General features: G+C 65.0%; 19 protein-coding genes. All 19 read right to left on the minus strand.

Annotation, left to right across the window (positions count from 1 at the left end):
• Positions 1-4 precede the first annotated feature (4 nt).
• A complete protein-coding gene (gene flhF / locus QTI04_RS25515; protein WP_286617986.1) occupies positions 5-2,422 on the minus strand; it encodes a flagellar biosynthesis protein FlhF in 2,418 nt (805 codons plus the stop codon).
• Positions 2,419-4,515, minus strand: coding sequence for a flagellar biosynthesis protein FlhA (gene flhA, locus QTI04_RS25520; RefSeq protein ID WP_286617987.1), 2,097 nt, complete (start codon positions 4,513-4,515; stop codon positions 2,419-2,421). The genes flhF and flhA overlap by 4 nt, the downstream gene beginning before the upstream one ends.
• Positions 4,512-5,654, minus strand: coding sequence for a flagellar biosynthesis protein FlhB (gene flhB, locus QTI04_RS25525; RefSeq protein WP_286617988.1), 1,143 nt, complete (start codon positions 5,652-5,654; stop codon positions 4,512-4,514). Before flhB ends, flhA begins: the two co-directional genes overlap by 4 nt.
• Before the next feature lie 129 nt (positions 5,655-5,783).
• Positions 5,784-6,425, minus strand: coding sequence for a protein phosphatase CheZ (gene cheZ / locus QTI04_RS25530; protein WP_286617989.1), 642 nt, complete (start codon positions 6,423-6,425; stop codon positions 5,784-5,786).
• 10 nt (positions 6,426-6,435) lie between these two features.
• On the minus strand, positions 6,436-6,822 hold the full coding sequence (gene cheY / locus QTI04_RS25535; protein ID WP_286604489.1) for a chemotaxis response regulator CheY: 387 nt from the start codon (positions 6,820-6,822) through the stop codon (positions 6,436-6,438).
• Positions 6,823-6,851: 29 nt separating this feature from the next.
• A complete protein-coding gene (locus QTI04_RS25540) occupies positions 6,852-7,937 on the minus strand; it encodes a chemotaxis response regulator protein-glutamate methylesterase (RefSeq protein ID WP_286604401.1) in 1,086 nt (361 codons plus the stop codon).
• Positions 7,934-8,596 (minus strand): chemoreceptor glutamine deamidase CheD, encoded by a 663-nt coding sequence (gene cheD, locus QTI04_RS25545; RefSeq protein WP_286604399.1) that lies wholly within the window; start codon positions 8,594-8,596, stop codon positions 7,934-7,936. Before cheD ends, QTI04_RS25540 begins: the two co-directional genes overlap by 4 nt.
• On the minus strand, positions 8,593-9,426 hold the full coding sequence (locus tag QTI04_RS25550; protein ID WP_286617990.1) for a CheR family methyltransferase: 834 nt from the start codon (positions 9,424-9,426) through the stop codon (positions 8,593-8,595). The genes cheD and QTI04_RS25550 overlap by 4 nt, the downstream gene beginning before the upstream one ends.
• Positions 9,427-9,522: 96 nt before the next feature.
• Complete coding sequence (locus QTI04_RS25555; protein ID WP_286617991.1) at positions 9,523-10,869, minus strand: EAL and HDOD domain-containing protein; 1,347 nt, start codon at positions 10,867-10,869, stop codon at positions 9,523-9,525.
• Positions 10,870-10,947: 78 nt separating this feature from the next.
• Positions 10,948-12,993 carry a chemotaxis protein CheA gene (gene cheA, locus QTI04_RS25560; protein ID WP_286617992.1) on the minus strand — a complete coding sequence of 682 codons (2,046 nt, stop codon included), beginning with the start codon at positions 12,991-12,993 and terminating at the stop codon, positions 10,948-10,950.
• An 18-nt stretch (positions 12,994-13,011) separates the two neighbouring features.
• Positions 13,012-13,944: a flagellar motor protein MotB gene (gene motB / locus QTI04_RS25565; RefSeq protein WP_286617993.1), complete on the minus strand. Its 933-nt coding sequence runs from the start codon at positions 13,942-13,944 to the stop codon at positions 13,012-13,014.
• Between the two features lie 16 nt (positions 13,945-13,960).
• Positions 13,961-14,821, minus strand: coding sequence for a flagellar motor stator protein MotA (gene motA, locus QTI04_RS25570; RefSeq protein WP_286617994.1), 861 nt, complete (start codon positions 14,819-14,821; stop codon positions 13,961-13,963).
• 65 nt (positions 14,822-14,886) lie between these two features.
• Positions 14,887-15,495 carry a flagellar transcriptional regulator FlhC gene (gene flhC / locus QTI04_RS25575; RefSeq protein WP_286617995.1) on the minus strand — a complete coding sequence of 203 codons (609 nt, stop codon included), beginning with the start codon at positions 15,493-15,495 and terminating at the stop codon, positions 14,887-14,889.
• Entirely contained in the window at positions 15,492-15,842 is a 351-nt protein-coding gene (gene flhD / locus QTI04_RS25580; protein ID WP_286604391.1) for a flagellar transcriptional regulator FlhD, read from the minus strand. Before flhD ends, flhC begins: the two co-directional genes overlap by 4 nt.
• A 537-nt stretch (positions 15,843-16,379) precedes the next feature.
• Positions 16,380-16,667: an EscU/YscU/HrcU family type III secretion system export apparatus switch protein gene (locus QTI04_RS25585; protein WP_286604389.1), complete on the minus strand. Its 288-nt coding sequence runs from the start codon at positions 16,665-16,667 to the stop codon at positions 16,380-16,382.
• Positions 16,664-17,869: a flagellar hook-length control protein FliK gene (locus QTI04_RS25590; protein ID WP_286617996.1), complete on the minus strand. Its 1,206-nt coding sequence runs from the start codon at positions 17,867-17,869 to the stop codon at positions 16,664-16,666. Before QTI04_RS25590 ends, QTI04_RS25585 begins: the two co-directional genes overlap by 4 nt.
• A 16-nt stretch (positions 17,870-17,885) precedes the next feature.
• On the minus strand, positions 17,886-18,218 hold the full coding sequence (locus tag QTI04_RS25595; protein ID WP_286617997.1) for a flagellar protein FliT: 333 nt from the start codon (positions 18,216-18,218) through the stop codon (positions 17,886-17,888).
• A 37-nt stretch (positions 18,219-18,255) separates the two neighbouring features.
• Positions 18,256-18,678, minus strand: coding sequence for a flagellar export chaperone FliS (fliS, locus tag QTI04_RS25600; protein ID WP_286617998.1), 423 nt, complete (start codon positions 18,676-18,678; stop codon positions 18,256-18,258).
• Between the two features lie 23 nt (positions 18,679-18,701).
• Complete coding sequence (fliD, locus tag QTI04_RS25605; RefSeq protein WP_286617999.1) at positions 18,702-20,150, minus strand: flagellar filament capping protein FliD; 1,449 nt, start codon at positions 20,148-20,150, stop codon at positions 18,702-18,704.
• Positions 20,151-20,153: the final 3 nt, after the last annotated feature.

Genomic DNA, 20,153 nt, shown 5'->3' on the forward strand with positions numbered 1-20,153 from the left:
CTCCTCAATCGTGCTGCTCCAGGACCGTGTGCTGCCGCTGCGTCGGCGCCGTCGATTCGGTGCCGAGCGCCTCCAGCAGCAGGAAGAGCTTGCCCACGCCCACGTACAAGGCATTGCCGGTGAGAGGCCGGCTGGAGCGCGCTGGCCGGCCGGTCAGCTGGTTCAACAGCATGCGCGTGCGGTCGGCCCACTCACCGTCGGCCTGCAGCAGCCGCCACACGGTGGTGGTGACCTGGCCCGCGATCAGCAGGCGCTTCATCATGTTCGGATCGCCCAGCTCGCCCATGCCGCCCACGAGCTGCACGCCCTGACGGATCAGGCGGAAGCACGGGTCCGCCTCGGCGGCCCATCCCTGCCATTGCGCCAGCTGCCGCGCGGTGACCTGCATGCCGACGTTGGTCAGCAGATAGTCTTGCGCGAGGATCTTCCGGTTGCGTTCGTCCATCACTCGCGTCACCACGCAGCGCAGCGTGGGCAGCACGGCGTTGTCGGCACCGGCACGAAGGATCACCTCGGCATGCGCCTCGCATTGCACCGCAGGCTTGCCGCGGAACAGGACGGGATGCGCCTCGCCGAACTCGAAGTCCCTGCGCGCCAGCGCGCCCGATGCGCCGGTGTGCGGGTCGATGACGCCGGTCGAACCCGGCGCGTGGGCCAGCCACTTCTGCGCTTGCGCCTGCCACTCGGCCATGAGCTCGCTGGCGGGCAGCCGCGGCAGCACGTGCACGACCGATTTGCCGAAAACTTGTTGGCGCAGCCACTGCACTTGCCGCATGCCGGGCTTGCGCCGGGCCTCGCCGCCGCCGCGCGTCGCGGCCGTGGAAAGCCACTGGTTCGGCGCGCAGAGCGGTGAGCCGCTGCGATCGGACAGCAGCAGGCTGCTCTGGCATTCGTAGGCGTCTGCGCCTTCGTTGGAGCGTAGGCCGACCTGCCCGCACAGCGCGAGCACGTGGTGGTCGCAGCCGGCCGCGATCTCGCTGCGGGCATGCACCATCAGGTCCTGCAGCACCGCCTTGTGGCCGATGTCCTCGTCGCCCGCGCTGCGCCAGAGGCGACGTGCGCTCTCGAAGCCGATCTGTGCGCCTGCGAGTGCGCCGGCGGCGGTCGCCAGTTCCTGCGCGTCGTGCGCCATGGCGCGGATGAGGTTCTGGTATTGCGCGCGAAGACGGTCGGCCTCGGCCTGCGCCTGGACGACCTGCGCCGACGGCGCGGCGCCTGCGGGCTCGTCCCGCATGTCCGCTTCCGCGGGGACGAACAGCGGGTTGTGGCGGCGCGGCTGGAAGACACTGTCCACCAGTTGCGCGCGATCGGCGAGCATGAGGTTCTCGGGCACCTTCTGGCCACTGGAGATGTAGTGCACGGGCAGGCGATGGCGAATCACCGTGTCGATCAGCGCACCCGGATGCGTGGCCTCGTCGACCTTGGTGAAGATGCAGCCCGCGAGTTCGTTGCCGCCCCCGCCGTGGCGGTAGGCGTGCACCACTTCGTTGAGCGTGTCGCCATGGCTGGTCGCATTGAGCAACAGCAGGCGCTTGACCGGACGATGGCTGGTGCACAGCATCGCGATCTGGTCGGAGACGGCGCGGTCGCGCTGGCTCATGCCCACGGTGTCGATGAGCACCATGTGCTTGTCGCGCAGGTCCTGCAGCACCAGGTGCAGGTCGCCCGCGTCCTTCACGGCGTAGACGGGCACGTTGAGGATCTGCCCATAGATGCGCAGTTGCTCATAGGCGCCGATCCGGTAGCTGTCGGTCGTCACCAGTGCGAGCTTGTCGGCGCCGAAGCGCATCACGCATCGGGCGGCGAGCTTGGCGGTGGTGGTGGTCTTGCCGACGCCGGTCGGACCCATCAGTGCGTACACGCCGCCCTGCGCGAGCAACGCGTCTTCGTCTTCATGCACCGGCACCGCGCGGATCAGCTCCGAGCGCGCGAAGGCCATGCCCTGCGCGTAAGTCTGGCCAGTGGGCAGCTTCTCCAGCATGGCCTTGGACAGCTTCGCGCTGAAGCCGGCGCCGAGCAGCGTGCGCAACAGCCGCCCGCGCACGGGGTCCTGGCGTTGCTTGTCGTTCCACACGACGCTGGCGAGTTGCTCCTCGATCATGCCGCGCATCGAATGCAGCTCGTTCAGCACCGTGTCGGTGTGGGCTACCGGTTCTTGCGCCGGGGTCGCAAGGGGCTTCGCCGGAACGACCTGGACGACCGGCGCTGCGAGCGCTGGGGGTACGACAGGTTCGGCGCTCTTGAGCGCCTGCGTCACGTCGCCTTCGGCCATCGCAACGATCTCCACGCCCTCGGCGAGAACGCGGTTGGTCAGCACGATGGCTTCCGCTCCCAGGGCTTCCCGAACGAGGCGAAGGGCTTCGCGGCTGGTGGCCGCGACGAATCTGCGGGCCGTGGTCCGCACGTCTGTAGAAATGCTCAAACTCTTCCTCCAATGGTGGCGGTGATCTTGATGTTGCGAGAGTCAGGGATCTCCGCGTGGGAGAGCACCTTGAGTTGCGGCAGGCTGCGCCGCAGGAAGCGCGACAACAGCACGCGCAGCGCGTGCTGGACGACCAGCACGGGCGCGAGCCCCATCTGCTCCTGTCGCGCAATGGCGGCCTGTGTCTGGCGCAACAGGCTGTCGGCCAGCCCTGGCTCGATGCCGCTGCTGTTGGTCATGGCCTGCTGCAGGACGCTGTCGAGCGAGCCGTCGAGGCCGATGACCTGCAATTCGGTATCGCCCGGGAAGAGCTGCTGTGTGATCGCGCGGCCGAGGGCCAGGCGCGTCAGCGTGGTCAGTTCCGTGGCGTCCTTCAGGGTCGGCGCGTGCTCGGCCATCACGTCGAGGATGGTCCGCATGTCGCGGATCGACACCTCTTCGTCCAGCAGGTTCTGCAGCACCTTGTGCAGCGTGCTCAGCGTCACGATCTTGGGCACGAGGTCCTCGGTCAGCTTCGGCGCGGTCTTGGCGATCTGATCGAGCAGTTGCTGGACCTCCTGACGGCCGAGCAGTTCGGCCGCGTGCGCCTGGATCAAGTGATTCAGGTGTGTCGCCATCACCGTGCAGGCATCGACCACCGTGTAGCCGTAGATCTGCGCCTGCTGGCGCATGTTGCTGTCGATCCAGACGGCCGGCAGGCCGAAAGCCGGGTCCTGCGTCGGCGTGCCAGGCAAGGTGCCGGAGACTTGGCCGGGGTTGATGGCCATCCACTGGTTGGGGAAGGCCTCGCCGCGGCCGATCTCCACGCCCTTCAGGCTGATGACGTAGGTGTTCGGCTTGATTTCCAGGTTGTCGCGGATGTGCACCACTGGCACCAGGAAGCCGATGTCCTGCGCGATCTTCTTGCGGATGCTCTTGATGCGGCCCAGCAGTTCGCCCTGCTGCGACTGGTCCACCAACGGGATGAGGCGGTAGCCGACTTCCATGCCGAGCGGATCGACCAGCGCGATGTCGTCCCACGTCGCCTCGGCCATCTCGGCAGCGGGCACCGCCGCGGCTTGCGCCGCGGCTGCCTGGGCCGCTGCGGCCTGTTGCGGCTTGCGCTTGAGCAGGCCACGTCCCAGCCACGCCAGGCCGCCCGCGATCAGCAGGAAGGCCAGGTTCGGCATGCCCGGGATCATGCCCATCAGGCCGATGATGCCGGCCGTCAGGAACAGGACCTGCGGGTTGGAGAAGAGCTGGCCCGTCAGCTGGCGGCCGACGTCCTCGTCTGTCGTCACGCGCGAGACGATCACACCGGCCGCCGTCGAGATCACCAGCGCCGGGATCTGAGCGACCAGGCCGTCGCCGATGGCGAGCAGCGTGTAGGTCTTGCCTGCCGTCGAGAAATCCAGCCCGTGCTGCACCACGCCGACCACCAGGCCGCCGATGATGTTGATGACCATGATCAGCAGGCCCGCGACCGCGTCGCCGCGCACGAACTTGCTGGCACCGTCCATGGAGCCGTAGAAGTCGGCTTCCTGCGCGACTTCGGTGCGGCGCTTGCGTGCGACGTCCTCGCCGATCAGGCCGGCGTTGAGGTCGGCGTCGATCGCCATCTGCTTGCCGGGCATCGCGTCGAGCATGAAGCGCGCGCCGACCTCGGCGATACGGCCCGCACCCTTGGTGATCACCATGAAGTTGATGAGCACCAGGATGATGAACACCATCACGCCCACCGCGAAGTTGCCGCCGACGAGGAAGTGCCCGAAGGCCTCGATCACCTTGCCGGCCGCATCCGGACCGGTGTGGCCGTGCATGAGCACCACGCGCGTGGAAGCCACGTTGAGCGAGAGGCGCAGCAAGGTCGAGAACAGCAGCACCGCGGGGAAGGCGGCGAAGTCCAGCGCCTTCATGGTGTACATGCTCACCAGCAGCACCATCACCGACATCGCGATGTTGAAGGTGAACAGCAGGTCCAGCAGGAAGGGCGGCAGCGGCAGCACCATCATGCTCAGGATCATGATGATGAGGATCGGACCCGCCAGTCCCTTGAACTGGTTGCCGGAGAACATTTGCGTCGGCAGACGCATCAGGCTTGCAAGGGAGTTCATGCGGACTTCAGGGAATATTCGAGCGCCTCGGGAATGGGCAGGTCCTTCGGCGTGCGCGGCTCATCACCGCCTTCGTCCTTCCAGCGCTTGAGCTGGTAGACCCACGCGAGTACCTCTGCCACCGCCGTGTAGAGGCCCGACGGGATCTCGTCGCCGAGCCGGGTGTGCTTGTAGAGCGCACGCGTGAGCGGCGGCGCTTCGAGAATGGCAACCTTGTTGGCCTCGGCGATCTCGCGAATGCGCTGCGCCACCAGGTCTGTGCCCTTGGCGACCACCCGCGGCGCCCGCATGTCGCTGTCGACGTACTTGAGAGCCACTGCGAAGTGAGTGGGGTTCGTCACCACGATGTCGGCCTTGGGGACCTCGGCCATCATCCGGCGCTTGGCCATCGCCTGCTGCTGGCGGCGGATCTGTGCCTTGATGTGTGGATCGCCTTCGCTTTCCTTGTGCTCCTGGCGCACATCCTCGCGCGACATGCGCAGCTTCTTGTAGTAGGTCCAGAGTTGCCAGGGCACGTCGACGAGCGCCACCAGCAACAGCGCCGCAGCGATCAACGCGCAGTCGCGGCCGACGAGCATGATGGTCTGCGGCAGCGCGGCGCTCACGGGCAACGCCATGAGCTGCATGATGCTTTCGAGATTGTTCGAGATGACGAGGTAGGCCACGCCGCCGATGAGCGCGGACTTGGCCAGCGCCTTGATCAGCTCGGCCAGCGACTGCGTGGAGAACATGCGCGCGACGCCCGCGAAGGGTTCGAGCTTGCCGAAGTTGGGCGACACGGCCTTGCCCGAGAAAAGCCAGCCGCCGAGCATCAGCGGCGCGACCACCGCGGCCACCAACATCATCGCGAAGAACGGCGCGATGGCCATGAGCGTCTGGAGCGCCATGGTGCCGGTCTGGGCCAGCATGTGGGACGGCTCGAACGCGGCAGCGCGCTCGAAGTGCAGACCGCGTCGCAGTGCGGCACTCAGGGTGCTTCCAAGGGACTGGGCCGTGAACCACAGACCGCCGAGGGCGGTGCCCAGCATCACCAACGTGGTCAGCTCACGTGAGCGGGCCACGTTGCCTTCTTCGCGCGCCTTTTCAAGCCGTCGCTCAGAGGCGGGTTCCGTTTTCTCGAGATCGCTTTCCTCAGCCATTCATGCTCCAGGAGCATCGGCGAAGGACGCCTGCTCATGACTGATTATTGGATTCGGAGGGCCGGAGCAATCGGCCGATCAAGAGCGAGATCGCCCTCCTTCTCACCCAATAGGAGCGACTCGACCTTCCTAAAAACCCAGGCTGGCGAGCAGGTCGTCCACCTGCGATTGATCCGTCACGGCCTCGGGGTTGCCCGGAACGATCTGCGGTCCATTCATCAGGTTGCTGCTGTTGATTTCCTGCCGCCTCTCGGCCGGCGAGTTGTCGATCAGCACCTGCAGCAGCTGCGTCTCGACCTCGTTGACCACTTCCATCATCTTCTTGATGACCTGGCCGGTCAGGTCCTGGAAATCCTGCGCCATGAGGATCTCCATCAGCTGCGTGTTGATGGCACCGGCCTTCTCGGGCACGTCCTTCAGGTAGCCGCGCGTGTCCATCACCAGTTCGCGCGCATGGTCCAGCTCGATCGGGTTCGCGAACCATTCATCCCAGCGCCGGCTCAGGCCCTTGGCATCGCTCGCGAGGCCTTCCTGCAGCGGCTGCGCCACATCGATGGCGTTGAGCGCGCGATGCGCCGCGCGCTCGGTGGTCTCGGCAACGTAGTTCAGCCGGTCGCGCGCACCCGGGATCGCCTGGGCGGCCTTCTCGACCTGCTTGTCCAGGCCCAGTTCGCGCATGCCTTCGCGCAACTGGCGCGTCAGCTGCCCGATGCGGCCCAGCAACTGCTCGGCGGTGTTCCCCTGTTCGGCCTCGGCGGGTTGTTGGCTCATCGCATGCCCCCTACTTGTTGAGTTTCTCGAAGATCTTCGTGATCTTCTCTTCGAGCGTGGCCGCGGTGAAGGGCTTGACCACATAGCCGTTCGCGCCCGCTTGTGCCGCCGCCACGATGTTCTCCTTCTTGGCCTCGGCCGTCACCATCAGTACCGGCAGCTTGCTCAACTCGGGGTCGGCGCGGATGGTCTGCAGCATCTTCAGGCCGTCCATGTTGGGCATGTTCCAGTCCGAGACCACGAAGCCGAAGTTGCCGCCGCGCAGCTTCTCGATGCCGGCCGCGCCGTCCTCGGCCTCGTCGACGTTCAGGAACTCGAGTTCCTTCAGAAGGTTGCGCACGATACGGCGCATGGTCGGGAAGTCGTCCACAACCAAAATCTTGATGCTCTTGTCGATCACGATATCTCTCACTCCAAACAGTTCGTTCAAACCCGATTCGTCCGCGCACCGAAAGTGCGCAGATGGGCCAGCACGCGCCGGCTCATCTCTCCCAGCGGCGCCACCTCGTCGGCAGCGCCCAATGCAATCGCTTCCTTCGGCATGCCGAAGACCACGCAGCTCGCCTCGTCCTGCGCGAGCGTGAAGGCGCCGGCTTTCTTCATCCGCAGCAAGCCTTCGGCGCCATCCTTGCCCATGCCCGTGAGGATCATTCCGATGGCGTTCTTGCCGGCATGCCTGGCGGCCGAATCGAACAGCACGTCGATCGACGGACGATGCCGGTTGACCGGCGGCTCCTGGTCCAGGTGCGCGACATAGTTGGCCCCGCTGCGGGCGAGCGACAGATGGAATGCGCCGGGCGCGATGTACGCATAGCCCGGCAGCACGCGCTCGCCGTGCTCCGCTTCCTTCACCGTGATGCGGCAGAGGCCGTCGAGCCGCTGCGCGAAGGACTTCGTGAAGCCTGCGGGCATGTGCTGCGCGATGAGGACCGCCGGGCAGTCCGGCGGCAAGGGGTGCAGAACCTCGCGGATGGCTTCGGTGCCGCCCGTGGACGCGCCAATGATGATGAGCTTCTCGGTGCTGAGCAGCGGGCTGCGCAGCAGCGCTTCCGGCGGCGCGTTCGCCGATGACTTTGCTGCGGCATTGCTGCGCGAGGGCAGCAGCCGGGCACCGAACGCCGTGCGGATCTTGCCGGCGATCAGCTCCGTGTAGTTGAGCAGGCCGTCGCGCACGCCCAGCCGGGGCTTCGTCACGAAGTCGATCGCGCCCAGCTCCAGCGCGCGCAATGCGATCTCGGAGCCGCGTTCGGTCAGCGAGGACACCATCACCACGGGCATGGGCCGCAGGCGCATGAGCTTCTCGAGGAACTCGAGGCCGTCCATGCGCGGCATCTCGACGTCGAGCGTCAGCACGTCGGGATTCGTGACCTTGATGAGGTCGCGCGCCACCAGCGGGTCGGCGGCGGTGCCGACCACCGTCATATCGGGCTGGCTGTTGATGATTTCGGTCATCACGCTGCGTATCAGCGCCGAATCGTCGACGCACAGCACCTTGATCTTGTTCGCGCTCACCGGCTTCCTTTGGTTCTGGCCGCGGGCATGGCGTCGCCGGCGGCGCTGCAGCCCGCCTGGGGCCCGGGGGTCGAGCGCCGGGTGGTGAGCTTGCGCAGCAGCTCGCCCTCCTCGCGCTGAATCACTTGCACATCGGCCTGGCCGCTCAGCTTGCGCACCACGGCCTTGCCGCTCGCCGGAATGAAGCACACGCGGCGCGCATGCTGGCCGCGCAAGTCCTGAGCCGCGACGCTGATGCGCTCGGCGCTCAGGTAGCGCAGGACGAAGTCGGCATTGCGGTCGCCGATGTTGAGCGTGGTCATGTTGGCCAGCACCGCGGCGCCGCCGAAGACCTTGGCCTGCAGCCGCTCGCGGCGCGCGCCAGAGCGGATCATTTCGCTGATGAGAACGTCCATTGCGTAGGCGCCGTAGCGCATCGACTCGGTCTGATCGCGCGGGGCGGCCTCGCCATCCTCGGGCAGCATGAAATGGTTCATGCCCGCGACGCCGTTGTCGATGTCGACGATGCAGGCGGCGACGCACGAGCCCAGCACCGTGGTCAGCACCGTGTCGGTCGTCGTGACGTAGTACTCCGACGGCAGCAGCTTGACCGCCATGCTGCCCACGTCGCGGTCGAAGTAGTGATGCTTCGCGACCGATCCCGGCACCGCGGCGTTCATGCCAACCCCTTGCCCGGGCTTCGCGACAGCTCGTACACCGTATGACCCAACGGCTTGAAGGTCTGGTTCACGAGCGACGCGTTCTCGGAGTGGCCGGCGAACAGCAGCCCGTTGGTCTTGAGCAGCGGCGCGAAGCGGTCCAGCACCTTCATCTGCGTCGGCTTGTCGAAATAGATCATCACGTTGCGGCAGAAGATCGCGTCCACCGGCTCCTTGACCGACCACGAAGGGTCCAGCAGGTTGAGCCGCGAGAACTTCACCATGGCCCCGACCTCGGGCCGGATGCGCACCTTGCCGGCGTTCGAGCCCGTACCCTTGTTGAAGAAGCGGCGCAGCCGATGGGCGGATAGGCGGCCAACTTGCTCCGCGGTGAAAACGCCTGCCGAGGCTTTCGCGAGCACCGCCGTGTCGATGTCGGTCGCGATGATCCTGGCGGAACCGGCGCGATCGCCGAGCGCCTCGATCAGCGTCATGGCGATCGAATAGGGCTCCTCGCCCGTCGATGCGGCTGCGCACCAGACGGTGACCGGTTGCTGCGCCTTGCGCACGTGCTCGGCCAGCACCGGAAAGTGGTGGGCCTCGCGGAAGAACGAGGTCAGGTTGGTCGTCAGCGAGTTGATGAACGACTGCCACTCGTCGCCGTCATGGCGCGACTCCAGCAGTTCGAGATAGGTCGAGAATTCCGGCAGCCGCAGTTCGCGCAGACGTCGCGAGAGCCGGCTGTACACCATCTGCCGCTTCTGCTCGCCCAGCGCGATGCCGGCACGGCGGTGAATGAGCGTCCGGATTCTCGAGAAATCGCTGTCGGTGAAGAGGAATTCGGTATTCACGGCCAAGATCGAAGCATGGCTTTCAATGTACATAGGGAGACTCTTTGCCAATGCTTCGATCAACGGGACAAAAGGCTCGCATATCGCGCAGCGTGCTCAGTCGCCGATCTCGACCGCGCTGACTTCATGCGACCAGACCATGGCCGAGAGATGCGCCGCGTTCACTTGTTCGGCGCTGACGAACAGCGCCTCCGCGAAACGCCCCGCCTGGTCGGTGCCCGTCTCGCAGGCTTCCACCAGCGCAAGGAAGGGTGCGTAGACACCCTCGCGATGCAGGATCGCCTGCTGCACGGACTCGGCGAGCTGCACCTTGGCAAACACTTCCTGCATGGAGATGCCGAGCAGTTGGTCGACGAGCGAGAACATGCCCACCACGAAGAGGTTGTCGGCCTCGCTGGAGGGCAGCATGCCGTGGCCCATCAGCTCGACGAAGCGGCCGCGCATGATGGCCTTCTTCATCATGAAGGGGGAGCTGGTCTTGTTGCTCGTGGCCAGCAGCAGCGACAACCAGCGGTACAGCGGCGAATAGCCCAGCATGGCCACCGCATGACGCAGCGAAGTGATCTCGACGCCAGCGCCGATCGCCGGCGAGTTGATGTGCCGAAGCAGGCGATAGGTCAGCGCAGCGTCGCGCTTGAGTGCCGATTCGATGGAGCGCACGTCCTCGTTGCGCTGGATCATCTGCATGAGCCGCACGATCAGCATGGACTCGGGTTGCAGCATGGCGGCGCCCTTCTCCACCGGCGGTGGCGGGTGGTCGCCGTCGACGAACACATCCACGTGGCGCGCGGCGCAGGCGTCGAAGTTGTCCCAGCCGTTCATGCGGGTCGCGATCAGCTGCACGCGCGGCTGTTCTGGCAGCCGATCATTGCGCACGCTGGCCACGAGGTCGCTGTCGCCGCTGCCCACGTCGAAGTGCGTGATGACCTCCAGCAGGGCCGGGTCGTGCGGCAGCGCCTCTGCATTGCACAGCATGAAGCCGAAGCCTTGCTCGCGAAGGAACAGCAGCATCGAACGCGTGTCCGCGTCCATCAGGTCGTCCAGGCCCATGCACAGCACGACGCTCTCCGGCGGCAGCGCCTGAAGCTCGCTCTGGAACAGCGTGTCGACCGTGACGTCGAGGAACAGCACGAGCCGCCCGAGCCGGGATCCCTTGCCGGAATTGAGATGCCTGGATACGCAGGAGAGCAGCGCCCTGGACTGCGCCGAAGCATCCGGCGCCTCATGGCCGCCGCCCGCTGCACGCCAGGCCAACCTGTAGCCCCTGACACGCTTCTGCGCGTCCAGTTGCAAGGCGTAGGTCACGAAGCCGTTCGCGCCGCGGGGCTCCGGAGGCTGGTATGCCGGCACCCGCGTCTCGATCATGGGCTCGGTACGCTCGCCGCGCTCTGCCGCCACGGGTTCGCTGGTCGTTCCCTGGCGCCTGAAAAAGTCAAACCGCATTGCAAATGTCTCCGTCTGAATTGGTAACCATCACCCCGTCGCTGCAGGATGTACGGGGCATTGCCTGGTGAGAGCCTTTCAGGCCGCGATCGGGTCCCTGCGCGATGCGCCGGCCAGGGCCGCGCTGCTCGCGGCCTGCGCGCGCTGAATGCGGGGCATGGCGCCGACGTCGATGATGAAAGCTACGCTGCCATCGCCGAGGATCGTGGCCGCCGAGATGCCGGGCACCTTGCGGTAGTTGGTCTCCAGGTTCTTCACGACGACCTGGTGCTGGCCGAGCAGTTCGTCGACCAACAGCGCGAAGCGCGTGTCGTCGGCCTGGACGATCACGAGGATGCCCTGCGTGGGATTGACCTGCGCGCCCGACACGTCGAAGACGCGGTGCAGCTCGATCAGCGGCAGGTATTCGCCGCGCACCTTGATGACATGGCCGTCGCTGGTGATCGAATGCAGATGCTCCGGCAGCGGCTGCAGCGACTCGATCACGTAGCTCAGCGGCAGGATGTAGGCCTCGCTGCCGACCTTGACGGACATGCCGTTGAGGATCGCCAGCGTCAACGGCAGCACGATGCGGGTCGTGGTGCCATGGCCGCCGCGCGACTGGATCTCCACGTGGCCGCCCATCTCCTGGATGTTGCGCTTGACCACGTCCATGCCGACGCCGCGCCCGGAGATGTCGGTGACCTGCTCCGCGGTCGAGAAGCCCGGCGCGAAGATGAGCTGCCACACCTCGTCGTCCGGCATCGACTCGCTCACGTTGAGGCCCTGCTGCATGGCCTTGGCGAGGATCTTCTCGCGGTTCAGGCCCGCGCCGTCGTCGCTCACCTCGATCACGATGTTGCCGCCGTGGTGCTGCGCGGACAACAGGAGCTGGCCGGTCGCCTCCTTGCCCTTCGCGAGGCGGATCTCCGGCGTCTCGATGCCATGGTCGAGGCTGTTGCGCACCAGGTGGGTCAGCGGGTCGACGATGCGCTCTATCAATCCCTTGTCGAGTTCGGTTTCCTTGCCGAAGGTGTCGAGACGCACCTGCTTTCCCAACTTGGCGCTGACGTCGCGGATCACGCGCGGGAAGCGGCTGAACACATAGTCCATCGGCATCATGCGGATCGACATGACCGATTCCTGCAGGTCGCGTGCGTTGCGCTCCAGATGGCCCAGGCCGCTGAGGAAACGCTCGTAGGCCACCGGGTCGAGCATGGTCGCCGCCTGAGTGAGCATGGATTGGGTGATGACCAGTTCGCCCACCAGGTTGATGAGCTGGTCGACCTTCTCGACGTCCACGCGGATCGAGCTCGATTCCTTCGCGCCCGGCGCTGCGGCGGCGGGGGATGCGGCCGAGACTTGCGGCTTGCCGGCCGCCTCGACGGGAGCGCCCACCGCAGGTGCCGGTACCGGCGCGGCCGGCGCGGCGGCAGCTTCGGCGGGCGCCGCTTCTGCGGATTCGCGTGTGATGTCGATCTGCGACTCGTCGATGACGAAGCAGCACACCGCGATGATGGCGTCCGGGTCGCAGGTCGTTTCAAGCACCACGGTCAACAGATCGTTGCTGCGCGTGCGCAAGAGGATCTTGCCGAGGTTGCCGAGTTCGTCGGCGAGCAGGTTGCACTCGCTGTCCGACAGGCGCGAGAAGCGAATCCGCAACGCACCCTGCCCGCTTGCTGCTGCAGCCACTGGCGCTGGCGCCGCCACCATCACGGGGGCTGGCGCTGGCGCCGATGCGGGTACGGACGCACCGTCGCCGTTCTCGAGCGCGAGTTGTTGAAGCACCGCACAGATGTGCGCGACTCGTTCAGGCTCGGGTTCTTTGCCAGCCTGATAGGCAGTGAGTTGTTCTTGCAAGGCGTCCTTCGTTTCCAGAAAGGCATCGATCATCGGACCGCTCAGGCGCAACTGGCCATGACGCGCCCGATCCAAAAGGGTCTCCAGCAGGTGGGTCGTTTCCGTCAATGCGGTGAAGCCGAAAGTGGCCGCCCCGCCCTTGATCGAATGGGCCGCGCGAAAGATGGCGTTGAGCTGCTCGCTGTCCGGCGACTCGACATCGAGTTCGAGGAGCAGTTGCTCCATCTGCGCCAGAAGCTCGATGGCTTCGACGAAGAATGCTTGGGAAAACTGACTGAGGTCCATCTTCTTGTGGTCTCGCTGTTACTGCGTCGGCGCCGATGATTTGAATGAGGTCAACTTCACGTTGCTGCCGCTTGCGGTTGCGGGGAGCGATGCGCCGACCCGGGTGCTGGGCGCGGCAGCCGCGCCGCTGTTCTCTCTCTCGATGCGCTCCTGAGTCTGGCGGTTGAGCAGGATGATGCTGATGCGGCGATTGATCGGGTTGCGCGGATCGGCGTTGTCCAGGTGCATGCTGTCGGCCAGGCCGACGACGCGCAGCACCTTGGCCTCGATCATGCCGCCCATCACCAGTTCGCGGCGCGAAGCGTTCGCACGGTCGGCGGAGAGTTCCCAGTTGCCGTACGCCTTGTCGCCATTGGTGTAGACGTGTGCGTCGGTGTGGCCCGACAGGGTGATCCGGTTCGGCAGATCGTTGAGCGTGGGCGCGAGTTCGCGCAGGATGGCGCGCATGTGCGGAACGACCTTCGCGCTGGCGAGGTCGAACATCGGACGCTTGTCGCTGTCGACGATCTGGAGGCGCAGGCCTTCGGTGGTGATGTCGATCAGGATCTGCGAGCGGAATTGCTTGAAGACCGGGCTGTTCTCGATGAGTTCGTCCAGGCGCTTCTTCATGTCGGCGAGGCGCGCGGCATCCGCCATTTCTTCGCGCTCCGCCTCGGACAGCTTCTCTTCGCCTTCGACCTGCATGGGGTCGGGCCCGCCACCGGGGATCACGCTCGAACTCAGGCTGCTCTTTTCGCCGCCGTGCAGCGCAACCTTCAACGGCATCCGGAAATGCTCGGCGATGCCTTCACGCTGCTTGGGCGTCGAGATGGACAGGAGCCACATCACGAGGAAGAACGCCATCATGGCCGTCATGAAGTCGGCATAGGCAATCTTCCAGCCGCCACCGTGGTGCCCGCTGCCATCCCCGGCGACGCGCTTGACGATGACGCGATGCTTCTCAGCGCTCATGCTTCGTCCCCCGCGCTCAGCGCGCCTTGACTTCCCGAACGTGGTCATCCAGTTCGGTGAAGCTGGGACGCTCGGTCGAGAAGAGCACCTTTCGGCCGAACTCCACGGCCAGTTGGGGCGCATAGCCGTTGAGGCTTGCGAGCAACGTGACCTTGGCGCACTGATAGACCTTCATGCCCTCTTCCACCTTCTGCTCGACGACGGTCGACAACGGCGTCACGAAACCGTAGGCCAGCAGCACGCCCAGGAAAGTGCCCACCATCGCGTGCGCGATCAGTGCGCCCATTTCCGAGGGTGGCAGATTGGCCGAGCCCAGCGCGTGGACCACGCCCATCACCGCCGCCACGATGCCCAGCGCGGGCAGTGCATCGGCCACGCGTGCGAGGCTGTGCGACGGGATCTCGGCCTCGTGGCGGATGGTCTCGATCTCGTGGTCCATCAGCGCCTCGATCTCGAAGGCGTCGGTGTTGCCGCTGACGACCAGGCGCAGGTAGTCGCAGAGAAACTCCATCACGCCGGCGTCGGCCATGATGGTTGGATAGCGGCTGAATATTTCGCTTTCGGCCGGGTTCTCGACGTCGGACTCCAGCCTCATCATTCCCTCCTTGCGCGCCTTGGCCAGGAGTTCGTACAGAAGCGCCAGCAGGTCCATGTAGAGCTGCCGGTTGTGCTTGGACGAGCGCAGCAGGAGCGGCAGTTCCTTGATAGTCGCCTTGATCGTCTTGCCGTTGTTCCCCGCGATGAAGGCGCCCAGCGCGGAGCCTCCGATCATCAGCAACTCCACCGGCTGGAACAGGACGCCGAAATGACCACCCATGAGGCCATAGCCCCCGAACACGGCACCCACCACCACAAGATATCCAACCAGCACTAGCACGCGCGTCCCCCTTTGCCCTCAGGCGTCACATCAAGAAATTAGCGAATCGAGACAATCTGCCGTGGTCAATGAATTCCGCTCGCGCCCAGCGCTGAATGCGCGGACAAGCCCGGATCCCGGGCGACCCGCGGGGCCTTGACCGCTTCGTCGCTCACCTTCGGCGCGCGCGCCTTGCCCGCGCGGGAGGGCGGCCGGCACAGCACGCACACATAACCGTGCTGATGGTCGTGCGCGTGAGCGACAAAATGGCCTCCGCAACGGCTGCAGGTACTCAGCTGCAGCATGTCGCTGTCGAAAAACCGGACCATCGTGTAGGCGCGTGTGAAATCGAGCACGATTTCGCCGCCGTGGGCCGAGATCTGTTCGGAATAGAGGCGGTAGGCCTTGATCAGCGCCTGCAATTCGGGCTCATTGGCCTCGCGCAGCATGAACCGGTACATGTTGTAGAACATCGACGAATGGATGTTGGCCAGCCACGTCATGTACCAGTCGGTCGAAAACGGCAACAGTCCCTTGGGTGGTGAAACGCCTTTCAATTCCTTGTAAAGGCGGATCAGCCGCTCCCGGCTCAATCCGACTTCGGCTTCCAGGAATTGCAACCGGGCGCCGAGCTCGATCAATTCGACCGCGAGTTGAACCTGCCGGACCTCCCCGAGCACACTTTTGACAGTCATGCCACGGCTTCCGCATCACGGGTCTGGCGTGCCGCCATCAGGATCGACATGTGTGCCTGCTGCAGCGCGGTGTCCTTGCCTTCGCCGAACACCGCGAACATCGGGTGGTCTTCCAGGCGAAAGCTGCACAGCAAGAAGTTGGACGTCGCCAGCTTGACGATCTGCGTCAGGGACATGTTGGCGAGCAGATCGGCGAGCTCGCGGCCCACGCCGAGGCGATACATCGCGGCGGCGCGGTCCTGCTTCGCTAGCTTCTGCGCGAGCAGCATGTAGGCCAGGTTGATGTCACCGATCTCCTTCGAGACGTCACCACCACCGCCCGCATCGCCATTGTTTTCGATTTCCACTCTGAACCCCAATCTAAAAATGTGCAGTTCACGCACAAATGAAACACTGAAAAATGCGATTCACATTTCTCACAAACCCGGATTTATCGATCAGCGGAGAAATTAATTCGGTGTTTAATTAGAAATCGCTCCATCCGGAAATACAGATTCAATAACAATTCCACCGAACACAGGGCAATTTATTGCTTGAACTCCAATTCATCCGGACATCGTGAGGTCCACATGATGGTGCGCGGCAATCGGGCCCGGTACTCCATTCAATCAGGGTTGAAGTCTATACACAATTTTTAACAACTTGTTTAGACTCACACGGCGACGTTCCGAAAAGTGAGACTTATCTGACATCTCCTGGAAAACAGTCTAAAAAGCAACCAAAATAGTTACAGGGGAAAAAGGCGACACCGTTTAATTGTGATGATTTAAAAAGTACTAATCCAGCGACTGAATCAGAAAGCATTCATCGCGTGGAAAAACTAAATGAATATTCATTGACAATGAAACGAAATAGTTCATTCCATTGCCGCGGCGTGAAATTTTTCATGGACGCGCTTCCAAGTGGGCGCGGCTTTCGAGCCCGTGGATCCAGGCCATGACCTCGGCCACGGCGCGGTAAAGCTGCGGCGGGATCTGCTGGTCGAGGTTGACCTGCATGAGCAACTTGACGAGGTCGGCGGACGCATGGACGTAGAGCCCGTTCTCCCTCGCCTCGCGCATGATCGACTCGGCCACGACGCCGTAGCCCTTGGCCACGACCACCGGCGCCCGGTCCTTGTCCGCATGCGAAAGCGCCACAGCGCTTTGCCGCTCGTCCATGGGCGTGCTCACGATCCCCGCTCCGCCAAGGCCTTCGGCGCCACCTGCAAGTCCTGCATCCGGAAGCCGGCGGCCTCCAGCCGCTTGATCAGTGCGTCGCCATCGGCGCGCAATGCCGTCACCGTTCCAGGCTCGCTGGCGGCCAGCCTGGCGTGCAGGCCGGGGCCCGCGAGGCTGAGGCGCAGATCCACGTCGCCCAGCCGGGGCAGGCTCATCGAGACGGTGGTTGACCAGCGCCGCGGGTTGTCGTCGCCGGACGCTTCGTCCGACGGGCCGGCGGCTTCCTTCTCGACCGTCCAGTTCATCGCAACGCCGGGCCAGGCCTCGCCACTCCAGCGAAAGACCGCCGTCGCCAGCAGGTCGAGTTGCTGGTGCACGATCGCCACCGCATGCGGATGTATCACTTCGGCAGGTTGCGCGTGTGTCGCTGAACTCGAAGCGACCGCGGCGGCGCCGTGCCGGACTGCGATCGCTTCATCTACTTGCTGCGTTGACGGGTGCAGGGCAGCCGGCGTCGGCGCCTCGCCCCACCGGTAGGCGGCCTGCACACGCGCGGCATCGGGCGGCAGATCCGGATCAGTGGCAGGGGGTACGGCGGCTCGTGACGACACCGGGTCATTCGGGTTCGGGCCAGCCTGCGCGGCCGTCACCGGCAACACGGGCTTCGTTGCGATCGGCTGCGCGGCTTCAGCCGACGCGGCAGCCAGGGCCATCGCCTGCCGTGCAGGCGGCGTCGCCCAGCGCGCCTGAGGCTCATGCGCCAGTTGCGCCAGCGTGCGCGTGCCACTCGCGAACTCGGCCAGGTGCGACTCATAGAAGAGTCCGCTGTCGGACACCGTCTGCGCCAGCGCGCCCGCCAGCACCGCAGCCGACGCGGGCTGGGGCGACGGCCACGCAGGCGCAACGCCCCGCACCGGGCCCGCATCGCCATGAAGATCCGACAGCACCGCGCTGATGACGCGTGCCGCCACCGACAACTCGGCCTCGGCGGATGGACGCGCGCCCGAGGCAAGCGGAGCGTCCGAAGGTCCGACGGGAATCAGCCGGTCGAGTGCGGCATGGGAGAGCAGGCGAACATCGTTCTCGACCTTCTGCACCTGCAACACCGGTCCGGGCGCATCGACTTCGGTCTCGCCCTTGATGGCGAGCACGTCCAGCCGCGGCGAAACCTTCGCGGCCAGCAGGTTGTCGATCAATCCGGACAGTCCGATCACGGCGAACTCGTGCGCTTCAGTGCGGGGGCCCGTAGGCGCGGTCGAGGCTGCGCTGCTGGCTCAGAAGCGACATGCGCGCAATCAATTGCTCGATCTGCGGCTTGACCAGTCCGCACACCTCGTCCTGGTGGGCGCGGATGCGCTCGATCAGGCGACGTGTCCCCTCGAACTGCGCCGGGTCCAGCGCTTCGAGCGGCTGAATCACTTTCAGACGCTCGACCAATGCCGAGCATTGGGCTTCCAGTTCAGGAAGCCGCGCCCAGTCCTTTGCGCGCGCCAGTTCGGCCATGAGCGCGACGCGCGCGGCCAACTGGTCGTAGCAGTGAACGACTTCGCTCGTGGTTGCCATGTTGTCTCTTCTGGTTGTCGTGTTCATCACGCGTGTCTCAGGCGCGCGGTGCGCTGGCGTCGATCTCGCGCCAGGCTGAAGCGATGTTGTCGAGAAGGCCATCGGCTTCGTCCAGCGCCTGCGCGTCGTTGCGCAGGTTGGCGAACAGAAGCCTTTGGATGATGTAGTCGTAGAGGGCGGTCAGGTTGCTCACCAGCTCTTCGCCGGCGGGTCCGGCCGCCTTCGCATCGAGGCTGGCCTTCAGGCCGCTGTCGACGATGCCGATGGTCTTGGAGATCGCATTGCCCTTGGGCACGATCTCCCCGGCCGCCATGTGATGGCGCGCCATGCCGATCGAGGTCTTGGCACCATCGAACAACATGCAGATGAGTTGGTGCGGCGAAGCGCTCATCGCGCTCGTTTCCACGCCCACGCGCGCATAGGCGCCGGCGCCGGTTCTGAAGGTGTGAGGTGTGTACATCGATGGCTCCGGGCGGTGATGAATCAGTCGCTGCTGCTCATCGCATCGAACTGCTGCGTCAGGTACTTCATGGTGTTGTTCATGCTGCTCACCAGCAGGTCGAGCTGCGTGAACTGGGCGCGGTAGCGATCGACCGTCGCCGTCACGTGGTCCTGCATCTTGGTGTACTGCTCATCGAGCTGCTTCAGCGTGGCGTTCACGCCGTCGGTCGCGGCCTGCAGCGCGCCATGCGTGGAGGTGAGGTCATCTACCAGTGCGCTCAGTTGCTTGCCATAGCCCGCTGTGCTGCCTTCACCGCTCGCGAACAGCTTCGAAACACCGTCCAGCTTGTTGTTCAGTGCGGCGGAAAGCTTGTCCGAGTCCATCGACAAGGTTCCGTCCTTCTGGAGCGAGACGCCGATTTCCGACAGAACCTTCATATCGTCCGGGCCACCGGATTGCGGCGTGTTGAGGGCTTGGCGAATGCGGGTCTGCAAATTGCGCAAGGTCGCATCGCCGAGCAGCGCGGCACCCTGCTTCTTGTCCGCGTCGTAGGCGGTGAGCGACTTCGCCGTGTTCTGCAGGCTGTTGTAGGCCTTCACGAAATCGCCGATGGCCGACAGCACGGAGGCCGTGTCCTTCTGCATGGACAGCTTGCTCGTCCCGATCTTGAGAAGGTTCAAGGTGGTGCCTTGAATGGCTTCCTTGACGACGTTGGACGTGCTGCTGATGTCGATGCCGTTGACCGTCAGCTTGGCGTTCTGCGCCGCGACGCTCTGCCGCAGGTTCTGCGTGCCGGTGGGATCGTTTCCAAGCAGGCTCTGCAGGGCCGCGTCGCCCGTCACGGAGATGCTCATGCTCGACGTCTCGCCGGTCTGCGTGGAGGTCAGCACGAGGCGGTTGGGCGTCGCGCTGCCGTCGTTGACGATGCTCGCGCTCACGCCGGCCTTGGACGAGTTGATCGCGTCGCGGATGCCTTCGAGCGTGTTGTTGGACGCATCGATCGTGATCGGCAAGGCCGTGCGCGTGGCGTCCGCCGTGAAGCCGGCGCCGGGGTTGTAGGTGCCCGTTGCGGGATCCAGCGTCCCGCCAGTGATGGTGCCGAATTCGATCTTCACGGTGCCCGTTCCGATCGCCGTCTTGGCGCTGGCCTGGCCCGCGGAGACCAGCGACTGCGACTGCGCAAGCCGGGTCACGTCGATGGCGTAGTCGCCTGCGACCGCCGTGCCGGTCGCGACCACCGACAGGACGTCCGTCGCGCTGACGTTTCCCTTCACTCCCTGGAAGAGCGCCGGGTTGGACAACTTGGTCGCCGCCGCCTGCAGCGACGTGAGCGAGTTCTTGAGCGTGCCGTAGGCGGAGAGCTTGGTCGTGAAGCTCACCTGCTGGCTCTGCAGGTTCACGAGTGGCTGGCTTTCAGCCGTCTGCAGTTGGGTCAGCAGGGTGCTGAGGTCAAGATTGGAGCCAACGCCTAGGCTGCTGATCGATGCCATTTG

The sequence above is a fragment of the Variovorax sp. J22R115 genome (assembly GCF_030317005.1).
In the GTDB taxonomy this organism is placed as follows: domain Bacteria; phylum Pseudomonadota; class Gammaproteobacteria; order Burkholderiales; family Burkholderiaceae_C; genus Variovorax.

Excerpts from the sequence above, each read along its gene's own strand:
- flhA (WP_286617987.1), bottom strand. The coding sequence starts at position 4,515 with ATGAACTCCCTTGCAAGCCTGATGCGTCTGCCGACGCAAATGTTCTCC.
- flhB (WP_286617988.1), bottom strand. The coding sequence starts at position 5,654 with ATGGCTGAGGAAAGCGATCTCGAGAAAACGGAACCCGCCTCTGAGCGA.
- cheZ (WP_286617989.1), bottom strand. The coding sequence starts at position 6,425 with ATGAGCCAACAACCCGCCGAGGCCGAACAGGGGAACACCGCCGAGCAG.
- cheD (WP_286604399.1), bottom strand. The coding sequence starts at position 8,596 with ATGAACGCCGCGGTGCCGGGATCGGTCGCGAAGCATCACTACTTCGAC.
- QTI04_RS25555 (WP_286617991.1), bottom strand. The coding sequence starts at position 10,869 with ATGCGGTTTGACTTTTTCAGGCGCCAGGGAACGACCAGCGAACCCGTG.
- cheA (WP_286617992.1), bottom strand. The coding sequence starts at position 12,993 with ATGGACCTCAGTCAGTTTTCCCAAGCATTCTTCGTCGAAGCCATCGAG.
- motB (WP_286617993.1), bottom strand. The coding sequence starts at position 13,944 with ATGAGCGCTGAGAAGCATCGCGTCATCGTCAAGCGCGTCGCCGGGGAT.
- flhC (WP_286617995.1), bottom strand. The coding sequence starts at position 15,495 with ATGACTGTCAAAAGTGTGCTCGGGGAGGTCCGGCAGGTTCAACTCGCG.
- QTI04_RS25595 (WP_286617997.1), bottom strand. The coding sequence starts at position 18,218 with ATGGCAACCACGAGCGAAGTCGTTCACTGCTACGACCAGTTGGCCGCG.
- fliS (WP_286617998.1), bottom strand. The coding sequence starts at position 18,678 with ATGTACACACCTCACACCTTCAGAACCGGCGCCGGCGCCTATGCGCGC.
- fliD (WP_286617999.1), bottom strand. The coding sequence starts at position 20,150 with ATGGCATCGATCAGCAGCCTAGGCGTTGGCTCCAATCTTGACCTCAGC.